This is a genomic window from Campylobacter sp. CFSAN093224, assembly GCF_012897395.1.
GTDB classification, from domain to species: Bacteria; Campylobacterota; Campylobacteria; order Campylobacterales; family Campylobacteraceae; genus Campylobacter_D; species Campylobacter_D jejuni.
In genome coordinates, this window is sequence record NZ_CP040607.1 from 1,240,098 (window position 1) to 1,256,969 (window position 16,872).

General features: G+C 28.5%; 14 protein-coding genes and 1 pseudogene. 9 read left to right on the top strand and 6 right to left on the bottom strand.

The window, feature by feature from the left end:
* Window positions 1–10: 10 nt before the first annotated feature.
* Window positions 11–1,229, bottom strand: a pseudogene (locus tag FBF11_RS08545) (DUF2920 family protein).
* Window positions 1,230–1,289: 60 nt separating this feature from the next.
* Here FBF11_RS08545 and FBF11_RS06395 point away from each other — a divergent pair.
* Window positions 1,290–2,798, top strand: a complete 1,509-nt coding sequence (locus FBF11_RS06395) for an AMP-binding protein (protein WP_002790438.1) — start codon at window positions 1,290–1,292, stop codon at window positions 2,796–2,798.
* A 39-nt stretch (window positions 2,799–2,837) separates the two neighbouring features.
* Window positions 2,838–3,065, top strand: a complete 228-nt coding sequence (locus FBF11_RS06400) for an acyl carrier protein (protein ID WP_002777686.1) — start codon at window positions 2,838–2,840, stop codon at window positions 3,063–3,065.
* Here the strand turns inward: FBF11_RS06400 and FBF11_RS06405 are convergent.
* Both FBF11_RS06405 and FBF11_RS06410 read right to left on the bottom strand, forming a co-directional pair.
* On the bottom strand, window positions 3,062–4,132 hold the full coding sequence (locus FBF11_RS06405) for a hypothetical protein (RefSeq protein WP_057096874.1): 1,071 nt from the start codon (window positions 4,130–4,132) through the stop codon (window positions 3,062–3,064). The genes FBF11_RS06400 and FBF11_RS06405 overlap by 4 nt on opposite strands.
* A gap of 21 nt (window positions 4,133–4,153) precedes the next feature.
* Window positions 4,154–5,368: a DUF2920 family protein gene (locus FBF11_RS06410; RefSeq protein WP_057096873.1), complete on the bottom strand. Its 1,215-nt coding sequence runs from the start codon at window positions 5,366–5,368 to the stop codon at window positions 4,154–4,156.
* Between the two features lie 78 nt (window positions 5,369–5,446).
* Here FBF11_RS06410 and pseF point away from each other — a divergent pair, with 78 nt between their 5' ends.
* Genes pseF through pseH form a run of 3 tightly spaced genes read left to right on the top strand, consistent with a single transcriptional unit; the run spans window position 5,447 to window position 7,423 of the window.
* A complete protein-coding gene (gene pseF, locus FBF11_RS06415; RefSeq protein WP_002777693.1) occupies window positions 5,447–6,145 on the top strand; it encodes a pseudaminic acid cytidylyltransferase in 699 nt (232 codons plus the stop codon).
* Window positions 6,129–6,953, top strand: coding sequence for a UDP-2,4-diacetamido-2,4,6-trideoxy-beta-L-altropyranose hydrolase (gene pseG / locus FBF11_RS06420; protein WP_002830499.1), 825 nt, complete (start codon window positions 6,129–6,131; stop codon window positions 6,951–6,953). Before pseF ends, pseG begins: the two co-directional genes overlap by 17 nt.
* Entirely contained in the window at window positions 6,950–7,423 is a 474-nt protein-coding gene (pseH, locus tag FBF11_RS06425) for a UDP-4-amino-4,6-dideoxy-N-acetyl-beta-L-altrosamine N-acetyltransferase (RefSeq protein WP_002856326.1), read from the top strand. The genes pseG and pseH overlap by 4 nt, the downstream gene beginning before the upstream one ends.
* On the opposite strand, the gene wbuZ is transcribed toward pseH, so the two are convergent.
* From wbuZ to pseA, 3 genes are read right to left on the bottom strand one after another with little or no spacing between them, the layout of a single operon-like run.
* Entirely contained in the window at window positions 7,388–8,134 is a 747-nt protein-coding gene (gene wbuZ / locus FBF11_RS06430) for a glycosyl amidation-associated protein WbuZ (RefSeq protein WP_002786691.1), read from the bottom strand. The two genes, pseH and wbuZ, sit on opposite strands and share 36 nt — an antisense overlap.
* Window positions 8,135–8,740 (bottom strand): imidazole glycerol phosphate synthase subunit HisH, encoded by a 606-nt coding sequence (gene hisH / locus FBF11_RS06435; protein WP_014516830.1) that lies wholly within the window; start codon window positions 8,738–8,740, stop codon window positions 8,135–8,137.
* Window positions 8,737–9,873 (bottom strand): pseudaminic acid biosynthesis protein PseA, encoded by a 1,137-nt coding sequence (pseA, locus tag FBF11_RS06440; protein WP_002784894.1) that lies wholly within the window; start codon window positions 9,871–9,873, stop codon window positions 8,737–8,739. Before pseA ends, hisH begins: the two co-directional genes overlap by 4 nt.
* A 255-nt stretch (window positions 9,874–10,128) precedes the next feature.
* Between pseA and pseI the strand changes: the two genes are divergently transcribed.
* The 4 genes from pseI to FBF11_RS06460 are packed head-to-tail and all read left to right on the top strand — an operon-like array spanning window position 10,129 to window position 16,869.
* Window positions 10,129–11,160 (top strand): pseudaminic acid synthase, encoded by a 1,032-nt coding sequence (gene pseI, locus FBF11_RS06445; RefSeq protein WP_057042410.1) that lies wholly within the window; start codon window positions 10,129–10,131, stop codon window positions 11,158–11,160.
* Window positions 11,157–13,010 (top strand): motility associated factor glycosyltransferase family protein, encoded by a 1,854-nt coding sequence (locus tag FBF11_RS06450; RefSeq protein WP_057096871.1) that lies wholly within the window; start codon window positions 11,157–11,159, stop codon window positions 13,008–13,010. The genes pseI and FBF11_RS06450 overlap by 4 nt, the downstream gene beginning before the upstream one ends.
* Before the next feature lie 15 nt (window positions 13,011–13,025).
* Window positions 13,026–14,990, top strand: a complete 1,965-nt coding sequence (locus FBF11_RS06455) for a motility associated factor glycosyltransferase family protein (protein ID WP_002856029.1) — start codon at window positions 13,026–13,028, stop codon at window positions 14,988–14,990.
* Window positions 14,971–16,869, top strand: a complete 1,899-nt coding sequence (locus tag FBF11_RS06460) for a motility associated factor glycosyltransferase family protein (protein ID WP_057042408.1) — start codon at window positions 14,971–14,973, stop codon at window positions 16,867–16,869. Before FBF11_RS06455 ends, FBF11_RS06460 begins: the two co-directional genes overlap by 20 nt.
* The last annotated feature ends 3 nt before the right edge of the window (window positions 16,870–16,872 follow it).

Genomic DNA, 16,872 nt, shown 5'->3' on the forward strand with positions numbered 1-16,872 from the left:
CTTTAAGGTTTTAATCTTTTATCACTAATTCAAATTTGTCACCCACATCTTTAAATATAAACACTTTATTTCCACAAGGATAAGAGATGGAATTTTCTTGCATGAAAGATTTTCTTTTTTGTAGTTTTTCAAGCATTAAAGGAAGTTCTTTTCTAAATAAGGCTTTATCAGGTATACCACAACCATGATCTAAATTTTTAATAAATTTTCCATCAATTTTATTTTCATCTATCAAATTTAAGCTTACATCGTAACCTAAAATTTTTAATATTTGCATGGTTTGTTGTTTAAAATTGGCAGGCGTTAGAGGATCTTTATCGCTATGATAACTCACATAAATAATATTTTTATTTTTTTGACTTTGCAAAATCAAATGATCCTTATTTAACAATGTTCTAATAAAATAATTTTCATTATTAAAAAAATAAGGTGAATTTTCTTTACGCGTCCAGTGGGTTTTTAGAAAAAAAATAATCCTATTATGTGGAAAATCTTCATAATAATCACCGTAACTATGTTCCATTTCTCTTCCTAAAATATAATTTAAAGGTGGCAAAGCCGAACCCGAATTATCAATCACACCATCCACATACCAAGGAGCTATTTTTGCTATGAGCAAGGCTAAGTATCCTCCATAAGACCCCCCCCCCATAAATTTTTGGTAAATCTGCAAATTTTGGAAAGCGTTTAACTAGATCTTTTAAAGCATTGATATGATCAATAGCTGCCATAATGCCAAAATTTTGATATTCTCCACGCGAAGGAATAAAAGTTGCACTTAGTCTTTCTTCAAAATCATAAGGCAATCGATTTAACATTTTTAATTCTGTCATAATCTCGCTCAAATATTCACAATGACTAACTACAGTATTATTGACTAATTGATCACATGGAATATTGTATTTACGAAGCACTTTTTCTATTAATTTTAAATCATCTTTTGTAAAATCTGCTAATGTTGAATACTTTTCAACATCCGAACGCCTTTGACAAAAACAATGATAAAAAACATGCACTGCTACAACATCAAAATTTTTAGCAATATAATTTCTATAAGAGTCTAAAAAATATATATTTGCATTGGCTCCATAACCTCCTATTATAAAAACTATAGCTTTAATCTCTTTTTCATCATCATAACTTATACGGTATTCAAGTTTGCTAGTTCTTTTTATATTTAATTCTACATCATCACAAGAATCGATTTCAAAGCTTTGGTTTATGAGCATATAAAGGCCTTTTTTATTAATTTATCGATATTATATTACAAAAAATTAAAAAGGTAAATCATGACAACTCATATCTATGATTTTTTAGAAAAAAGTTTAATCAAATTTAGCGAAAAAACTGCTTTTGTAGAACCCTTTGTCAAAGAAAGAAAGGAAATCACTTACAAAGACTTTGATCTCTTTTCTAAAAAACTAGCCAGTGAAATTTTAAAAACTTTAGGAAATGATAATCCTACTCAAGCTCCTGTTTTAATCATCTTGCCTAAAGGGATTGATTGTTTGATTTCATTTTTTGGAGTGGCACTCAGTGGAAATTTTTATACACTTTTAGATGAAAAAAGTCCTAAAGAAAGAGTAGAAAAAGTCATAGAAGTTTTAAAGCCTAAACTTTTTATCACTTCAAAGGACTTAAATTTTAACTTAGATTTACCTACGCTTTATACACAAGACTTTGAAAGTTTTAATATAGATGAGAGTTTAATAAAGCATGCCAAAGAAAAACATATAGATACTAATTTACTCTATGTTTTCTTTACAAGTGGGAGCACAGGCATTCCTAAAGGAGTAAGCATAGCTCATAAGAGTGTGATTGATTATACTTTTTGGGTGTGTGAGACTTTTAAATTTGATGAGAATGAAATTTTAGCCAATCAAGCGCCATTTTATTTTGACAATAGCATTTTAGATATTTTTTCAAGTGTAAAATCAGGAGCGACTTTACACCTTTTACCTAATCATCTTTTTGCCTTTCCAAATAAAATTTTAGAATGCCTTGAAAAAGAAAAAGTAAGCACTATATTTTGGGTACCTTCGGTGCTGATTTATTTTGCAAATACTGAAGCTTTGAATAATTTTAGTTTAAACGCCTTAAAAAAGATACTTTTTTGTGGTGAAATCATGCCCAATAAACAGCTCAATATTTGGCGTAAACACTTACCCAATGCCTTATTTGCCAACCTTTATGGCCCAACAGAAATCACTGATGTATGTTCTTTTTATATCATCAATCGCACTTTTAAAGATGAAGAACTTTTACCGATAGGAAAAGCGTGCAAAAACACAGAACTTTTAGTTTTTGATGAAAATATGAATTTCATAAGTCCTAAACAAATAGGTGTTAAAGGGGAGCTTTTCGTGCGTGGAACTTCTTTGTCTTTAGGGTATTATAATGACAAAGAAAAAACCAAACAAGCTTTTATTCAAAATCCTTTACATGATAATTATTTAGATTTACTCTATAAAACAGGAGATATCGTTTCTTATAATGAATTTGGAGAGCTTTTATGCTACGGAAGAGCAGATAATCAGATAAAATATATGGGACATAGAATAGAACTTGGAGAAATAGAAAGCGTGATAAATTCTCATGTGAATATTAAAAACAGTGCTTGTATTTTTAAAGAAGATATTATTTGTTTTTATGAAAGTGAAGAAGAAATTAATTTTAAAGATTTTTTGAAAGATAAATTACCTTCTTATATGATCCCAAAAAATTTTATTAAACTCGACAAATTTAAGCTTAATCAAAATGGTAAAATTGATAGAAAGGTTTTAAAAGAACTTGTTTAAATAAATATTTTATAATTTCAAAAAACTAAAGGAGAAAAAATGCAAGAAATCAAACAATTTTTTATCAATATAGAAAGAACAGATATCAATGAGAGTATGGAAAATCTAGTAAGTGAAGATTTTATCGATAGTATCGATATCATGGCTTTGGTTGCCGAAATAGAAAAATTTTATAAAAAACCCTTAAAAGCAGAATTTATCACACCTGAAAATTTTGAAAGCTTTGAAAATATCAAAAAAATGCTTGAAACTGCAATGAAAGACTAATCTTTCCTTGCAAGTTCAAGCTGTTCTTTTAAAGAACTGATGATTTCATTTTTAGAAACAATAATTTGTGCTATAAAATCCGCCACATCATCCCAATCTTTACTTAGCATATGGGTTAAAGTATAGTTTTGTTCGTATTCTTCCCAATTTACAGGAGCAAAAAGAGAATTTTTATGCGGGAAATATTTGTTTTTTACCCATTCAAGTGAAGAAGCAAAATAATCCACATAAGCTTTAGCAATATCTTTTTGCACTGCAAATTTTAATCTTTTTTCTTTGCTGCCTTCAAATTTTCTTCTTGTCATAAAAAGCAAAGAATTAAGATTATCCTGCTTTAAATCTTTTTGATTTAATCTTGACATAAGCTCCATTCCTAAAAGATTAAAACTTTCATTTTTGGTTTGTTTTAAAACAAAACTCTCATCCCATTCAAGTCCTAAATGATAAACAAAATCCTTAAGTAAAGTCCCTCCTACATAATCCTCCCTTAGAAGTCTTACTATCAAATTTTCTTCTCCAAATACCTCAGCATGAGTTTTGCAAATCCATTCATAGTCAAAAATATATTTTCTAGGATGATCTTGCGGAGCAAAATCAGCAGAATAATACCCCATATTGTTTTTATGATCTTGAGAACAATGTGAGTTTAAATAACCCAAAGTATCTCTAAAATACACAATAATATAAATTTGAGTAAAACCTAACTCTCTCATAATCTTTTCTAAAATTTCTACATGTTTTTTGGTAGAAAAATCCCAAACTATACCCTCAGCTGAAAAAATAAATTTTTTATCTTTATGTAAAGCACTTTCGCTTTTAAAATTTTCTATAGCTCTAAGAAGTCTTTCGTTTTTAATACAGCTTAAAATACTCTCTTTTTGCAAAATATCTTCTTTTTGAACTAGTTCTAAAACCATATCTACCAAAGCCCAATGCCTATTTGCCACTCTAAGGCTTTTTGGATAAATATAGCCTTTTTTTAAAAGCCTTTCTTCGTTTTGCATCAAAAAACCTTGTTTTTCTTGATTTCCTGTATTGGTAGTTCCTATATGTAAATATGCTGTCATTTTATATCCTTTATCTTTATTTTAATTTATCATCTCTAACTCAAATTTATCTTCTAAATCCTTAAACACAAATACTTTATTCCCACAAGGATAAGAGATAGAATTTTCTTGCATAAAAGATTTTCTTTTTTGCAATTTTTCAAGCATTAAAGGAAGTTCTTTTCTAAATAAAGCCTTATCAGTCATTCTAAGTCCATGCTCTAAACTTTTTACAAATCTACCATCTATATCATTTTCATCCTTTATTAAATGTAAAGTTGCATCATATCCTAATTCCTGATAACACTTATAAAGTTCTATTTTATTTTGCACTGGCGCACCCATATCTTGTATACTATGATAGCTTACAAAAATGGTATTTTTATTTAAATTTGATTGAATTTGAAGATGGTTTGAATTTAAAACTGCTCTGATTAAATAATTTTCATCACCAAAATAATAAGAAGAATTCATATTTCTATTCCAGTATTTATATACAAAACAATAAAGTCTATAACCACTTCCTTCGAAATAAAATTCCCCTTGATTCATTTCTCTTCCTAAAATGCACGCCAAAAATGGCAAGCAAACACCTGAATTATCAATCACACCATCCACATACCAAGGAGCTATTTTTGCTATGAGTAAAGATAGGTATCCTCCATAAGACCCCCCCCCATAAATTTTTGGTAAATCTGCAAATTTTGGAAAGCGTTTAACTAAATCTTTTAAAGCATTGATATGATCAATAGCTGCCATAATGCCATAGTTTTGATAATCTCCATTGGGTGGGATAAAATCACAAGAAAGTTCTATTTTTTGGCTTTCATCAACCAAACCTGCTTGTTTCATTTTATTAACTTTTTGCTCTATAAGAGGAATAATTTGTTCAAAATTATCTTTATTAACCGATAAATGTCCTAAATTAATATTTTTTAAAATGCCATTTACACGCTCTAAATCATCTTGATTGGGAATAAGCTTTGGATTATACTTTTGATCAATACTTTGTCTTGCACAAAAACAATGATAAAAAACATGTACCACTACAACATCAAAATTTTTAGCAATATATTCCCTATCAAAATCTAAAAAAGAAATATTTGCATTAGCTCCAAAACCACCCACTATAAAAACTATGGCTTTGATATCTTTTTCATCATCATAACTTATGCGATATTCAAGCTTACTGGTTCTTTTAATACCTAGTTCTACATCATCACAAGAATCAATTTCAAAGGTTTGGTTTATAAGCAATTTTAAGCCTTTTATTGTATTTTAAAGACAATTATACTTAAATTTTAGTAAAATAAAACACAAAAACAAGGCTTAACTATGAAAAATCTTTGCATAATCCCTGCTCGTGGTGGATCAAAAAGAATTCCTAGAAAAAATATCATTGATTTTCTAGGTAAACCTTTAATCTCTTATAGCATAGAAAATGCTTTAAATTCAGGTATTTTTGATGAAGTGGTGCTTTCAAGCGATGATGAAGAAATCATAGAAGTAGCCTTAAAATACGGTGCAAAAGCTCCTTTTGTGCGTGATAAAAATTTAAGCGATGATTATGCTTCAAGCACTGCTGTAGTGCAAAATGCCATAGAAATTTTACAAAGCCAAAATCAAATTTATGATCATGTCTGCTGCCTTTATGCTACTGCTCCTTTGTTAAATAAAGACATTTTAAAACAAGCCTATGAAAAATTTATACAAAATCAAAGCAAGTTTTTATTTGCTGCTACTGAGTTTGAGTATCCTATACAAAGGGCATTTTATCTAAATGAAAACAATCAAGTTTATATGTTTGATGAAAAACATTATAAAAGTCGTTCACAAGATCTAACAAAAGCTTATCATGATGCAGGAGCTTTTTATTTTGGTACAAGCAAAGCTTGGCTTGAGGAAGATTTTATATTTAAACCTCATTCTAGCGTGTTTGTATTGCCAAGAAATTTAGTTTGCGATATAGACACCATACAAGATTTGGAATTTGCAAAAATACTTTATAAGGTAAATCATGAAAGTGCTTTTTAGAAGCGATAGCTCCAGTCAAATAGGCTTTGGACACATTAAACGCGATCTAGTCTTAGCTAAACAATATAGCGATGTAAGTTTTGCTTGCTTGCCTTTAGAAGGCTCCTTGATCGATGAAATTCCTTATCCTGTTTATGAGCTTAGTAGCGAAAGTATCTACGAGCTTATCAATCTCATCAAAGAAGAAAAATTTGAACTTCTTATCATTGATCACTATGGCATCAGCGTAGATGATGAAAAACTGATCAAGCTTGAAACAGGGGTGAAAATTCTAAGCTTTGATGATGAAATAAAGCCTCATCATTGTGATATTTTACTCAATGTCAATGCCTATGCAAAAGCAAGTGATTATGAAGGTTTAGTGCCTTTTAAATGCGAAGTAAGATGTGGTTTTTCTTATGCTTTAATCAGGGAAGAATTTTATCAAGAGGCCAAAGAAAATAGAGAAAAAAAATATGATTTTTTCATTTGCATGGGTGGAACTGATATAAAAAACCTTTCTTTACAAATTGCTAGCGAATTACCTAAAACAAAAATCATCAGCATTGCAACCAGCTCTTCTAATCCTAATCTTAAAAAATTGCAAAAATTTGCAAAATTACATAACAATATTAGATTATTTATCGATCATGAAAATATTGCAAAATTGATGAATGAAAGCAATAAACTCATCATTAGTGCAAGTTCTTTAGTCAATGAAGCCTTGCTTTTAAAGGCAAATTTCAAAGCTATTTGTTATGTTAAAAATCAAGAATCTACAGCAACTTGGCTTGCTAAAAAAGGGTATGAAGTGGAGTATAAGTATTGATAAAACTTAAAAATTTCACAAAACTTAATTCTCAAGAAATAGAGCTGATTTTTAAATGGCGCAATCACCCCGATATCAATCAATTTATGAAAACAAAATATATTGATTTTGAAGAACATTTAAGATTTTTAAAAAAATTACATCAAGATTCTAGCAAAAAATATTTTTTAGTTTTTCAAGATGAACAGATTATCGGCGTAATTGATTTTGTCAATATCACAACTAAATCTTGCGAATTTGGGCTTTACGCAAAACCTAATTTAAAAGGCGTAGGACAAATTTTAATGAATGAAATTATAAAATACGCTTTTGAAAACTTAAAAGTAAATACTCTTAAAGCTTATGTTTTCAAAGACAATCGCAAAGCTTTAAAATTATATCAACAAAATCATTTTACTATTTATGATGAAGATAAAGATTTTTACCATATTTGCCTAAAGCAATCTGACTGCAAAGCCTTGCCTAGCTAATTCTTCTTTTACATCTTTAGGGGTATACTTAGAAAAATGAAAAATATAAGCACCCGCTAAAGCATCAGCACCTAAATTTAAAGCCTCAACTCCATCACTTGGATTGCTAAGTCCTCCATTGATAATAAGAGGAATTTTAAGTTTATTTTGAAAGATCTTTAAAAGTTCTAAATCATAACCCTTTGCCCTTCCTTCAAAATCCACAGAAGTTAAAAGAAGCTCTCCAGCTCCTTTTTTTTCATATTCTAAAGCAAGTTCTAAAGGACTTTTTTCAAGTAAATTTCCCCTGTCATAAACACAAAATTGCCCTCCTTTTCTTTTAACATCTATAGAACAAACTATACATTGAGAACCAAAACGATTAGCCGCTTTACTTATAAAATCCATATCTTCTAAGGCCTTAGAATTGATAGAAATTTTATCCGCACCTAAATTTAAAATCTTTTGTATATCTTCAAGGGTTTTTATCCCGCCACCTATAGTTAAAGGCATAAAACATTCTTTAGCAAGATCTTCTATACTTTCAAAATCTATTTCTCCACTTTTTGAAGCATCTATATCTAAGATAATAAGCTCATCAACATTGCGTGCATTATAAATTCTCATTGTTGAAGTTAAATGCCCTATAGTGCGAAAATCTTTAAATTCTATACTTTTAACAAGTTGTCCGTTTTTTAACAAAACACAAGGGATAATTCTAGTTTTTAACATTTAAAGCCTTGCAAAATTTTCTAAAAGTTTTAAGCCTAAATTTTGACTTTTTTCAGGGTGAAATTGCGTCGCAAAGATACGATCTTTTTGTAAAGATGCGACAAATTTATGTCCGTATTGTGCTTTAGCGCTTACAAATTCATCTTTGCATTTCACATAAAAAGAATGCACAAAATAAAAATCACTCTTATTATCTATGCCTTGATACAAAGGAACTTGTTTTAAAATTTCAAGCTCATTCCAACCCATATGTGGGATTTTTAAATTTAAATCCTCTTCAAATTTGACTACTTCACCTTCTATAAAACCAAGTCCTTCGCAAACTCCACCTTCATAGCCCCTTTCTAAAAAAAGCTGCATTCCTAAACAAATGCCTAAAATAGGTTTTTTTTGTACTAAAACTTGCTCTTTTAAAGCTTCTATAAAACCAAGTTCTTTTAAATTTTTCATCGCTTCTTTAAAAGATCCCACTCCAGGTAAAAGCAATTTATCTGCTTTTTGCAAATCTTTTGGATTTTTAGCTATGAAATTTATAGCTCCTATTTTTTCAAAAGCCTTAGCAACAGAGTTTAAATTTCCCGCCTTGTAATCAATGAGCGCTATCATTTTAAAACACACTCGTCTTTTCTTACCAAAGAACCATCATAATCTCTTATAAATTTACCATTTTCATCACGTTTAAAAATTTTTTTATTGGTAAAAGAATCTACGATTTTTTGAAATTCTTCTTCACTAAAACCACTGAATTCAAGGTATTTTTTAATAGCCTTTTTAGGGGGCTTGCCATCGTATTTTTGCACCAAACGCACCCCTTCTTCACGGCTGATATAGCCTAAACGAATATCCAAACAAGCATTATCTGTTGCTCTACCAAAGCCATATTTGCAGTATTTTAAATAATCATGCACATGATTAGAATAACAATCTAAATTTTCAAAATTTTCATAAGTAGTCTCAACGGGATGATCTAGAGTTAAAAAACCATATTTTTTAGAAATTTCAAGAATTTTTTTATAGTCCCATTTAAAATAATACCCTAAAAATAGTCCCGTAACCCCTACTCTTTGAAGTTCTTCATCACTTGGATAAGTATATAAAAACAAATCTTTTTCAGTGATGCCATTCACCCCAAGCATATCAGAAGCACGATTTCCTAAAAGCCCGCCAAATTCTTCAAGCCACTCTCTGCCTAAAATATTTTTATTTTTACTACTCGCAGGACCGCCATACTCTATCTGCGGACTTTCTCCCCAGATGATCAAAGGCACTCCAAAATTTACCGCTATGCGTGGAACAGAAGTAAAAATTCCCAAATGGTTTTGCCACTCATTATCCCCTGTTCTTATAAAAGCTTCACGGGCAAGTTTTTGATAAACTTTTGGATCACGCTTGATATGGATCAAATCCACGCCAAGATGATTTAAATTGTCTAAATTTTTGCGCCCTATTTTCGTAGGTACGCTAGGCTCAAAACACACACACAAAGGATTAAGTCCAAGTTCAAGCATTTTAACCACTTGAAAAGTAGAATCTTTTCCGCCACTTACTCCGATAACACAATCATAAACAGGATGTTTTTTGTATTTTTTTATAAGCTCAAAAAATTCTTTTTCTCTTTCTTGCCAATTAATATTTTGATTTTTAGCTTCTTGAGAACGACAAGCATCACAAACACCTTCTTCATCAAAATGTAAATCAGGCTTAGTATCTGGCATCACACATTTTTTACAAAATTTCATAAATTTCCTTTAATTAGTCTTAAATATATATCGTTATAATTAAATTTTATTTTATGATTTTATATATTTATATTATATAAAAATTAAAAAATGAATGAATTCTATAATTTAAATCCATATGGCATTTTTTGAATGAAACCAAGCAAAATCATAACAAAGTTGTAATATTTATATAATATAAATATATAAATTGAAGAAATATATAATATAATTATATATCATTTTAGTCAGGAAATTTACCAAAGAAAGAAAAGTATGCAAATAGGAAATTTTAACACCGATAAAAAGGTTTTTATCATAGCAGAACTTAGTGCAAATCACGCAGGAAGTCTTGAAATGGCACTTAAAAGCATAAAAGCAGCCAAAAAAGCAGGTGCTGATGCGATAAAAATCCAAACTTACACTCCAGATAGCCTCACACTAAATAGCGATAAAGAAGATTTTATCATCAAAGGAGGACTTTGGGACAAAAGAAAACTTTATGAGCTTTATGAAAGTGCAAAAACCCCTTATGAATGGCATTCTCAAATCTTTGAAACCGCACAAAATGAAGGCATACTTTGTTTTTCAAGTCCCTTTGCTAAAGAAGATGTAGAATTTCTTAAACGCTTTGATCCTATAGCCTATAAAATCGCTTCTTTTGAAGCCAATGATGAAAATTTCGTGCGTTTAATCGCCAAAGAAAAAAAACCTACTATCGTTTCAACGGGCATTGCTACAGAAGAAGAACTTTTTAAAATCTGTGAAATTTTTAAAGAAGAAAAAAATCCTGATTTAGTCTTTTTAAAATGTACTTCAACTTATCCTACTGCCATAGAAGATATGAATTTAAAAGGTATAGTAAGTTTAAAAGAAAAATTTAATGTTGAAGTGGGACTAAGTGATCATAGCTTTGGTTTTTTAGCGCCCGTTATGGCAGTAGCACTTGGAGCTAGAGTGATAGAAAAGCATTTTATGTTAGATAAAAGCATAGAAAGTGAAGACAGTAAATTTAGTCTTGATTTTGATGAATTTAAAGCTATGGTAGATGCAGTAAGACAAGCTGAAAGTGCTTTAGGCGATGATAAGTTAGACTTAGATGAAAAAGCTCTTAAAAATCGTGTTTTTGCAAGAAGCTTATATGCAAGTAAGGATATCAAAAAAGGTGAAATTTTCAGCGAAGAAAATGTAAAATCCGTACGTCCTTCTTTTGGACTACATCCTAAATTTTATCAAGAACTTTTAGGAAAAAAAGCTACTAAAGATATAAAATTTGGCGATGCTTTAAAAGAAAGTGATTTTAGATGAATAAAGATCTTTTTTTAAAAAATACTCAAGCTTTATTTGAAGTTGATCAAATTTTAGCGTATAAATTACGTGCTTTAAAAAAAAACGATTTTAAAATACTACAAAATGAAAATGGAATCAATTTTATAAAAGATGATATTACGCTTTATAAAAATCCTAATCAAGAGCTTTTAGAAAATTTAACTCTTTTTCAAAATAAGTATAAAAAATATCCTGTATTATTTTTCTATGGTTTTGGAAATGGTATGTTTTACAAAGCCTTGTGTGAAAATAAAAACCATAAACACATCATCGTTTTTGAAGATGAGCTAGAAATTTTAACCCTAGCTTTACATCTTTTTGATTTCACTAAAGAGTTAAAAGATGAAAAATTAATACTCTTTCATACTTTAAGCATTACCACTGCACAACTTACAACACTTTTTATGTATGAATACATACAAAAAAGTGTGAAAATTTTTAATCTTTTTATACATAGTGATTTTTATCTTAAATTCTATACTCATCAAATACAAGAACTTAACAAAAAACTTATTGAAAATATTCGCTTTATCGTTTTAGCTAAAGGAAATGATCCTTATGATTCTATCATTGGTATCAAACACATGCTTAATAATCTTCCCAAACTTTTAAACCATGGAATTTTTCAAAATTTTTTAAAAGAAAGAAAACAAAAAGTTAAAAACGCCATTATTGTTTCAACAGGACCTAGCTTAACCAAACAATTGCCTTTACTAAAAAAGTATGCAAATAAAGCCGCTATATTTTGCGCTGATAGTGCTTATCCTATTTTAGCAAAGCATGATATAAAACCTGATTATGTTTGCATGTTAGAAAGAGATGATATAGTTTCTAAGTGTTTTGATAATGATTTTAAAGAATTTGATAAAGGAATTTTGTTTATCCTAGCTTCAGTAGTTCATAAAGAAGTTATTGAATTTCTTGAAAGAAATAATAGAGAATATATGCTAGTACATCGTCCTTTACACTTTGCCGTGTCATTAAATCTTAAAGAATTTGGTTATATTGGAGTTGGAGCAAGTGTTGCTAATATGGCTTATGAACTAGCTGCAAGTCTAAGGCATGAAAATATCATTTTCATAGGACAAGACTTAGCCTACGCAGAAGATGGAAGCTCTCATCCAAGAGAGCATATCTATGGAAATAAAGGAGAGAAAATACGCGGTGAAGTTTATACGCTTGCTTATGGAGGAGAAAAACAAGTAAGAACTCAACTCACTTGGAACTTGTTCCGACAAGCCTTTGAAAAAGATATTTTCTGGGCGAAAGAAAAATTAAAAATCAACACCTATAATTGTACCGAAGGGGGTGCTAGGATAGAAGGAACTATAGAAAAACCCTTTAAAGAAACATGTGAAGCTTTGCTTAAAGAAGATCTTAAAAAACCTTTTGACAGGTCTAAAATTTTAGAAAATAAAGAGACAAAAAATAAATTTTTACAAACTCAAAAACTGCTAATTAAAAATGTCAAACAAAGTGAAAAATTTATAAAAAAATGTCAAAATGAACTAAAAAAACTTGACTTTGAACTTAGCAAATCTCAACTTAATTTACAAACTCTAATAAAAATTAAGCAAAATCTTCTATTTTTTTTTAAGGAGTTTAAAAAATTAAAACTTTTCAATGAGCTCACTCAAGCCATATATTATCATAACGAATGCGAAATTATGCATTACGAAGTTTTAAATGATTTAGAACAAAATAAAAAAATTAAAGACTTTTTAACCGGTCAAAAAACATGGTGGTTGCAAAGTTTTGAGTATTTAAATACTCAAAACCAAATCATAAAAGAAGCTTTAAAAAAATACGAAAATGACGATATTTCATAAATAAAAGGAAAAATTATGAAATTTAATCAAAATCAAATTAAACTTTTTAATAGAAATATCAATGCTTTAAACAATACTGTTTTAAAGGAAAACTTAAAGCAAATTAAATCAAGTAAATTTAAACTTATTTTAGGTAAAGATAATCTTGATATAAATTTAAAAAATACAAGTGATAATACCTTTCTTTATGAAAATGCTATAGATGAATTAAACTCCATGCTTAATATTTATAATGACAAATATCTACTTTATCCTGTATTGTATTTTTATGGTTTTGGAAATGGGATTTTATTTAAAGCCTTACTTCAAAATAAAAATCACCAGCATATAGTTGTTTTTGAAAAAGAATTAGAAATTATCAAAATCATGCTTCATCTTATGGATTTTTCACAAGAATTAAAAGAAAATAAACTTATAATACTTGATGTTAACTCCTTAGAATTTCAAGATTATTATGACTTATGTTCAAGTAATCCCTTTTTTGGTTTTTCAAGAACTTATTTTCTAGAACTTAGTAGCGATTATTATGAAAAAGATAAAGAAGAAATATTAAATTTAAATAATAATCTTATAGATAAATTTAAAAATGCTATATTGTCAAGTGGCAATGATTCTAAAGATGTTTTACAAGGCATAGAACAACTTATCTACAATCTTCCTAAAATGATCACTCATACTGCTTATCAAGATTTGCTCAAAAAAAGAGAAAATCTTAGTGATACTGCTATTATCGTTTCAACAGGACCTTCTCTTACCAAACAACTTCCTATTTTGAAAAAATACGCAAATAAAGCAACAATCATATCAGCAGATTCTTCATATCCTATTTTAGCAAAGCATGATATCAAACCTGATTATGTTGTATCTTTAGAAAGAATTTTATTAACCTCAGAATTTTTCAATAACAATTTTGGTGATTTTGATAAAGATATTTTATTTATCACAACTCATTTAACCCATCCTCAAACTATAAAAAATTTAGAAAAAAATAATAGAAATTTTATGTTAGCTTATAGGGGTTCTGAATTTATAAAATACTTAAAAATTAAAAATTTTGGAGAACTATCTGAAGGACATAGTGTAGCAAATGTAGCTTATGGACTAGCTGTATTTTTAAGACACAAAAATATTATTTTCATAGGACAAGATTTAGCTTATTCTGATGATGGATTTTCTCATACAAAAGATTATAGAAATCTTAACAAACATGAAGGTCATTATGAAAGAGACTTTGGACATTTTAGAACCATAGCTTATGGGGGAGTAGGTTTTGTGGAAAGCTCTTTTTATTGGAGTTTATTTAGATTTTTTTTAGAAAAAAGAATTTATATAACCAACCAATCTGGGTTTTGTAATACTTATAATTGCACCGAAGGGGGTGCTAGGATAGAAGGAACCATAGAAAAACCCTTTAAAGAAATGTGTGAAACTTTACTTAAAAACAATTTAAATAAAAATTTTCCTAAAATAGTTCCATTGAGCAGTCATAAGCAAAATGAACTTTTATTAAAATGTTATTACAAGATTATAAAAAGTATAAATCACTGCAAAACTTTTAAAAAAGAACTTTTAAAATCTTATAATCACATACAAGAAAGTTTTTCAAATCTAAATTTAATTTCAAATTTAGATGAAGGTAAAGAAATATTAAACTATCTTATCCAAGAAATAGACAAAACAAAATTCAAACTTGAAGATGAAAAAATGCTAGACTTATATGAAATTTTAAATCCAATTCTAACTCAATTTGAACTTAATTTAGCAAGAATTTATGTTTTAAACCCAAAAACTTCAGAAGATTCTTATAATAAATCTTTACTGTGGGTTAAAGAACATATAGAATTTTTTAAAATGATTTATACTCACATAAAAGCACAAGAAAAAGCTTTGATAAAAAATATCACTCCTTTAGAAAATGAATTAACTCAAAGAAATTTAGAAAAATACAAAAGGAAAATAAATGCAAAATACAATTTTTAACAAAAATTTAAAAGCCATGAATGGCAAGGAATACAATGAACTTAAAGAAAAATTAGTCAAAATAAAAGAACTTAGAGAATTTTCTTATACTTTTGGAAAAGATAATTTAGATATTAATATCATTCAAAAAAGAAATTTAAAAACACTTTATAAAAATCCTTTAAAAGAGTTAGAAGAAAAAATTGAATTTTTTAAAGATTATGAAAGATATCCGGCTTTATTTTTTTACGGTCTTGGAAATGGAATTTTATATAAAGCTTTATTTCAAAATGAAAATCATAAAAGAATAGTTATATTTGAAAAAGAAATTGAAATTATTTTTATAGTTTTAAATTTATTAGACTTCAGCGAAGATATAAGAAAAGGTAGATTTATTTTAATCCATACTCCAGAAATGACTTATGCAAAAGCAGATATTATTTTTTCTTTAAGTCCTATTGATCGCTTTTTTAAAACTTATAATTTACATTTACATTCTGATTTTTATAAAAACTACAAAGACGATACTTTAAAAATTAATACTTTAAATTTAAAGGCTATTAAAAACATTAGTTTAAAAAAAGGCAATGATCCTAAAGATGCTATGCAAGGGATCGAACAATTTGTAAGAAATATCCCAAAAATGATCTCTCATCCAAGCTATCAAACCTTGCTTAAAAAAAGAAGAAATTCCAAAAATGAAAATGTAGCCATTATAGTTTCTACAGGACCTAGTCTTGAAAAACAACTTCCCTTACTTAAACAATATACAAATAAAGCAACTATTTTTTGCGCTGATAGTGCTTATGCCATACTAGCAAAACATAACATAAAGCCTGATTATGTTTGTATGATGGAAAGAGATGACATCACAGCAGAATGTTTTAATAATGATTTTAAAGATTTTGATCAAGGAATCACTTTTATTGTAACTTCTTTAGTACACAAAAATACAATTTCTTATCTTGAAAAAAACAAAAGATCTTATATCTTGGCAACAAGATTCTTACCTTTTGCTAGATCAATAGATCTTAAAGAATTTGGATACATAGGCGGTGGGTTAAGTGTAGCCCATATGAACTATGAACTAGCTATCAATCTAAACTACAAAAACATTATTTTAATAGGACAAGATCTAGCTTACGCAAAAGATGGAAGCTCTCATTCAAAAGGCTTTATCCACGAAAAACTCCATGATGGACACCATCAAAGAGATTTTAACAAATATACGACTGTAGCTTATGGGGGGAAAGGAACAGTTCAAAGCTCTGAAGTTTGGACTATATTTAGAGAAATTTTTGAAAGCTTTATAGCATCAAATAAAGACAAAATAAAAACTTATAATTGTACTGAAGGTGGAGCTAGGATAGAAGGAGCTATAGAAAAACCATTTAAAGAAATGTGTGAAACTTTGCTTAAAGAAGATCTTAAAAAACCTTTTGTTAAAATTCCTAAACTTTCTAAAATTCAAAGAAACACCTTGATGCTAAAAGCCTATACAAAAATCAAAAAACAAATTCTTTTAGCTAATACTTTTTTAAAAGAATGTAAAAAAATCAAAAACCAATTAGCCTCTTTAAAAAGAGAAAAATCTAAACTTACTCTAGATCAAATCAATCAAAATCTAGATAAATTTAAAACTCGTTTAGATTCTAATCGCTATAATTTTTTGTTTGAAATTCTAGGTCCAACACTTCATCATGAAGAAGGTATTTTATCACCTTTGTATGTGCAAAGTATTCAAAATGAAAGCGAAAAACAAAATAAACTTTTTGCTTGGCTTTACGCTCATGAATCTTTAATCGAAAGTATTTATGATCTTACCAACACTCAAAATACCATCTTAAAAAAAGCTATCATTCCTTTGCAAGATGAATTAGAAAAAAGAAATTTGATCTAAAGA

Excerpts from the sequence above, each read along its gene's own strand:
- FBF11_RS06395 (WP_002790438.1), top strand. The coding sequence starts at position 1,290 with ATGACAACTCATATCTATGATTTTTTAGAAAAAAGTTTAATCAAATTT.
- FBF11_RS06400 (WP_002777686.1), top strand. The coding sequence starts at position 2,838 with ATGCAAGAAATCAAACAATTTTTTATCAATATAGAAAGAACAGATATC.
- FBF11_RS06405 (WP_057096874.1), bottom strand. The coding sequence starts at position 4,132 with ATGACAGCATATTTACATATAGGAACTACCAATACAGGAAATCAAGAA.
- pseF (WP_002777693.1), top strand. The coding sequence starts at position 5,447 with ATGAAAAATCTTTGCATAATCCCTGCTCGTGGTGGATCAAAAAGAATT.
- pseG (WP_002830499.1), top strand. The coding sequence starts at position 6,129 with ATGAAAGTGCTTTTTAGAAGCGATAGCTCCAGTCAAATAGGCTTTGGA.
- wbuZ (WP_002786691.1), bottom strand. The coding sequence starts at position 8,134 with ATGTTAAAAACTAGAATTATCCCTTGTGTTTTGTTAAAAAACGGACAA.
- hisH (WP_014516830.1), bottom strand. The coding sequence starts at position 8,740 with ATGATAGCGCTCATTGATTACAAGGCGGGAAATTTAAACTCTGTTGCT.
- pseA (WP_002784894.1), bottom strand. The coding sequence starts at position 9,873 with ATGAAATTTTGTAAAAAATGTGTGATGCCAGATACTAAGCCTGATTTA.
- pseI (WP_057042410.1), top strand. The coding sequence starts at position 10,129 with ATGCAAATAGGAAATTTTAACACCGATAAAAAGGTTTTTATCATAGCA.
- FBF11_RS06450 (WP_057096871.1), top strand. The coding sequence starts at position 11,157 with ATGAATAAAGATCTTTTTTTAAAAAATACTCAAGCTTTATTTGAAGTT.
- FBF11_RS06455 (WP_002856029.1), top strand. The coding sequence starts at position 13,026 with ATGAAATTTAATCAAAATCAAATTAAACTTTTTAATAGAAATATCAAT.
- FBF11_RS06460 (WP_057042408.1), top strand. The coding sequence starts at position 14,971 with ATGCAAAATACAATTTTTAACAAAAATTTAAAAGCCATGAATGGCAAG.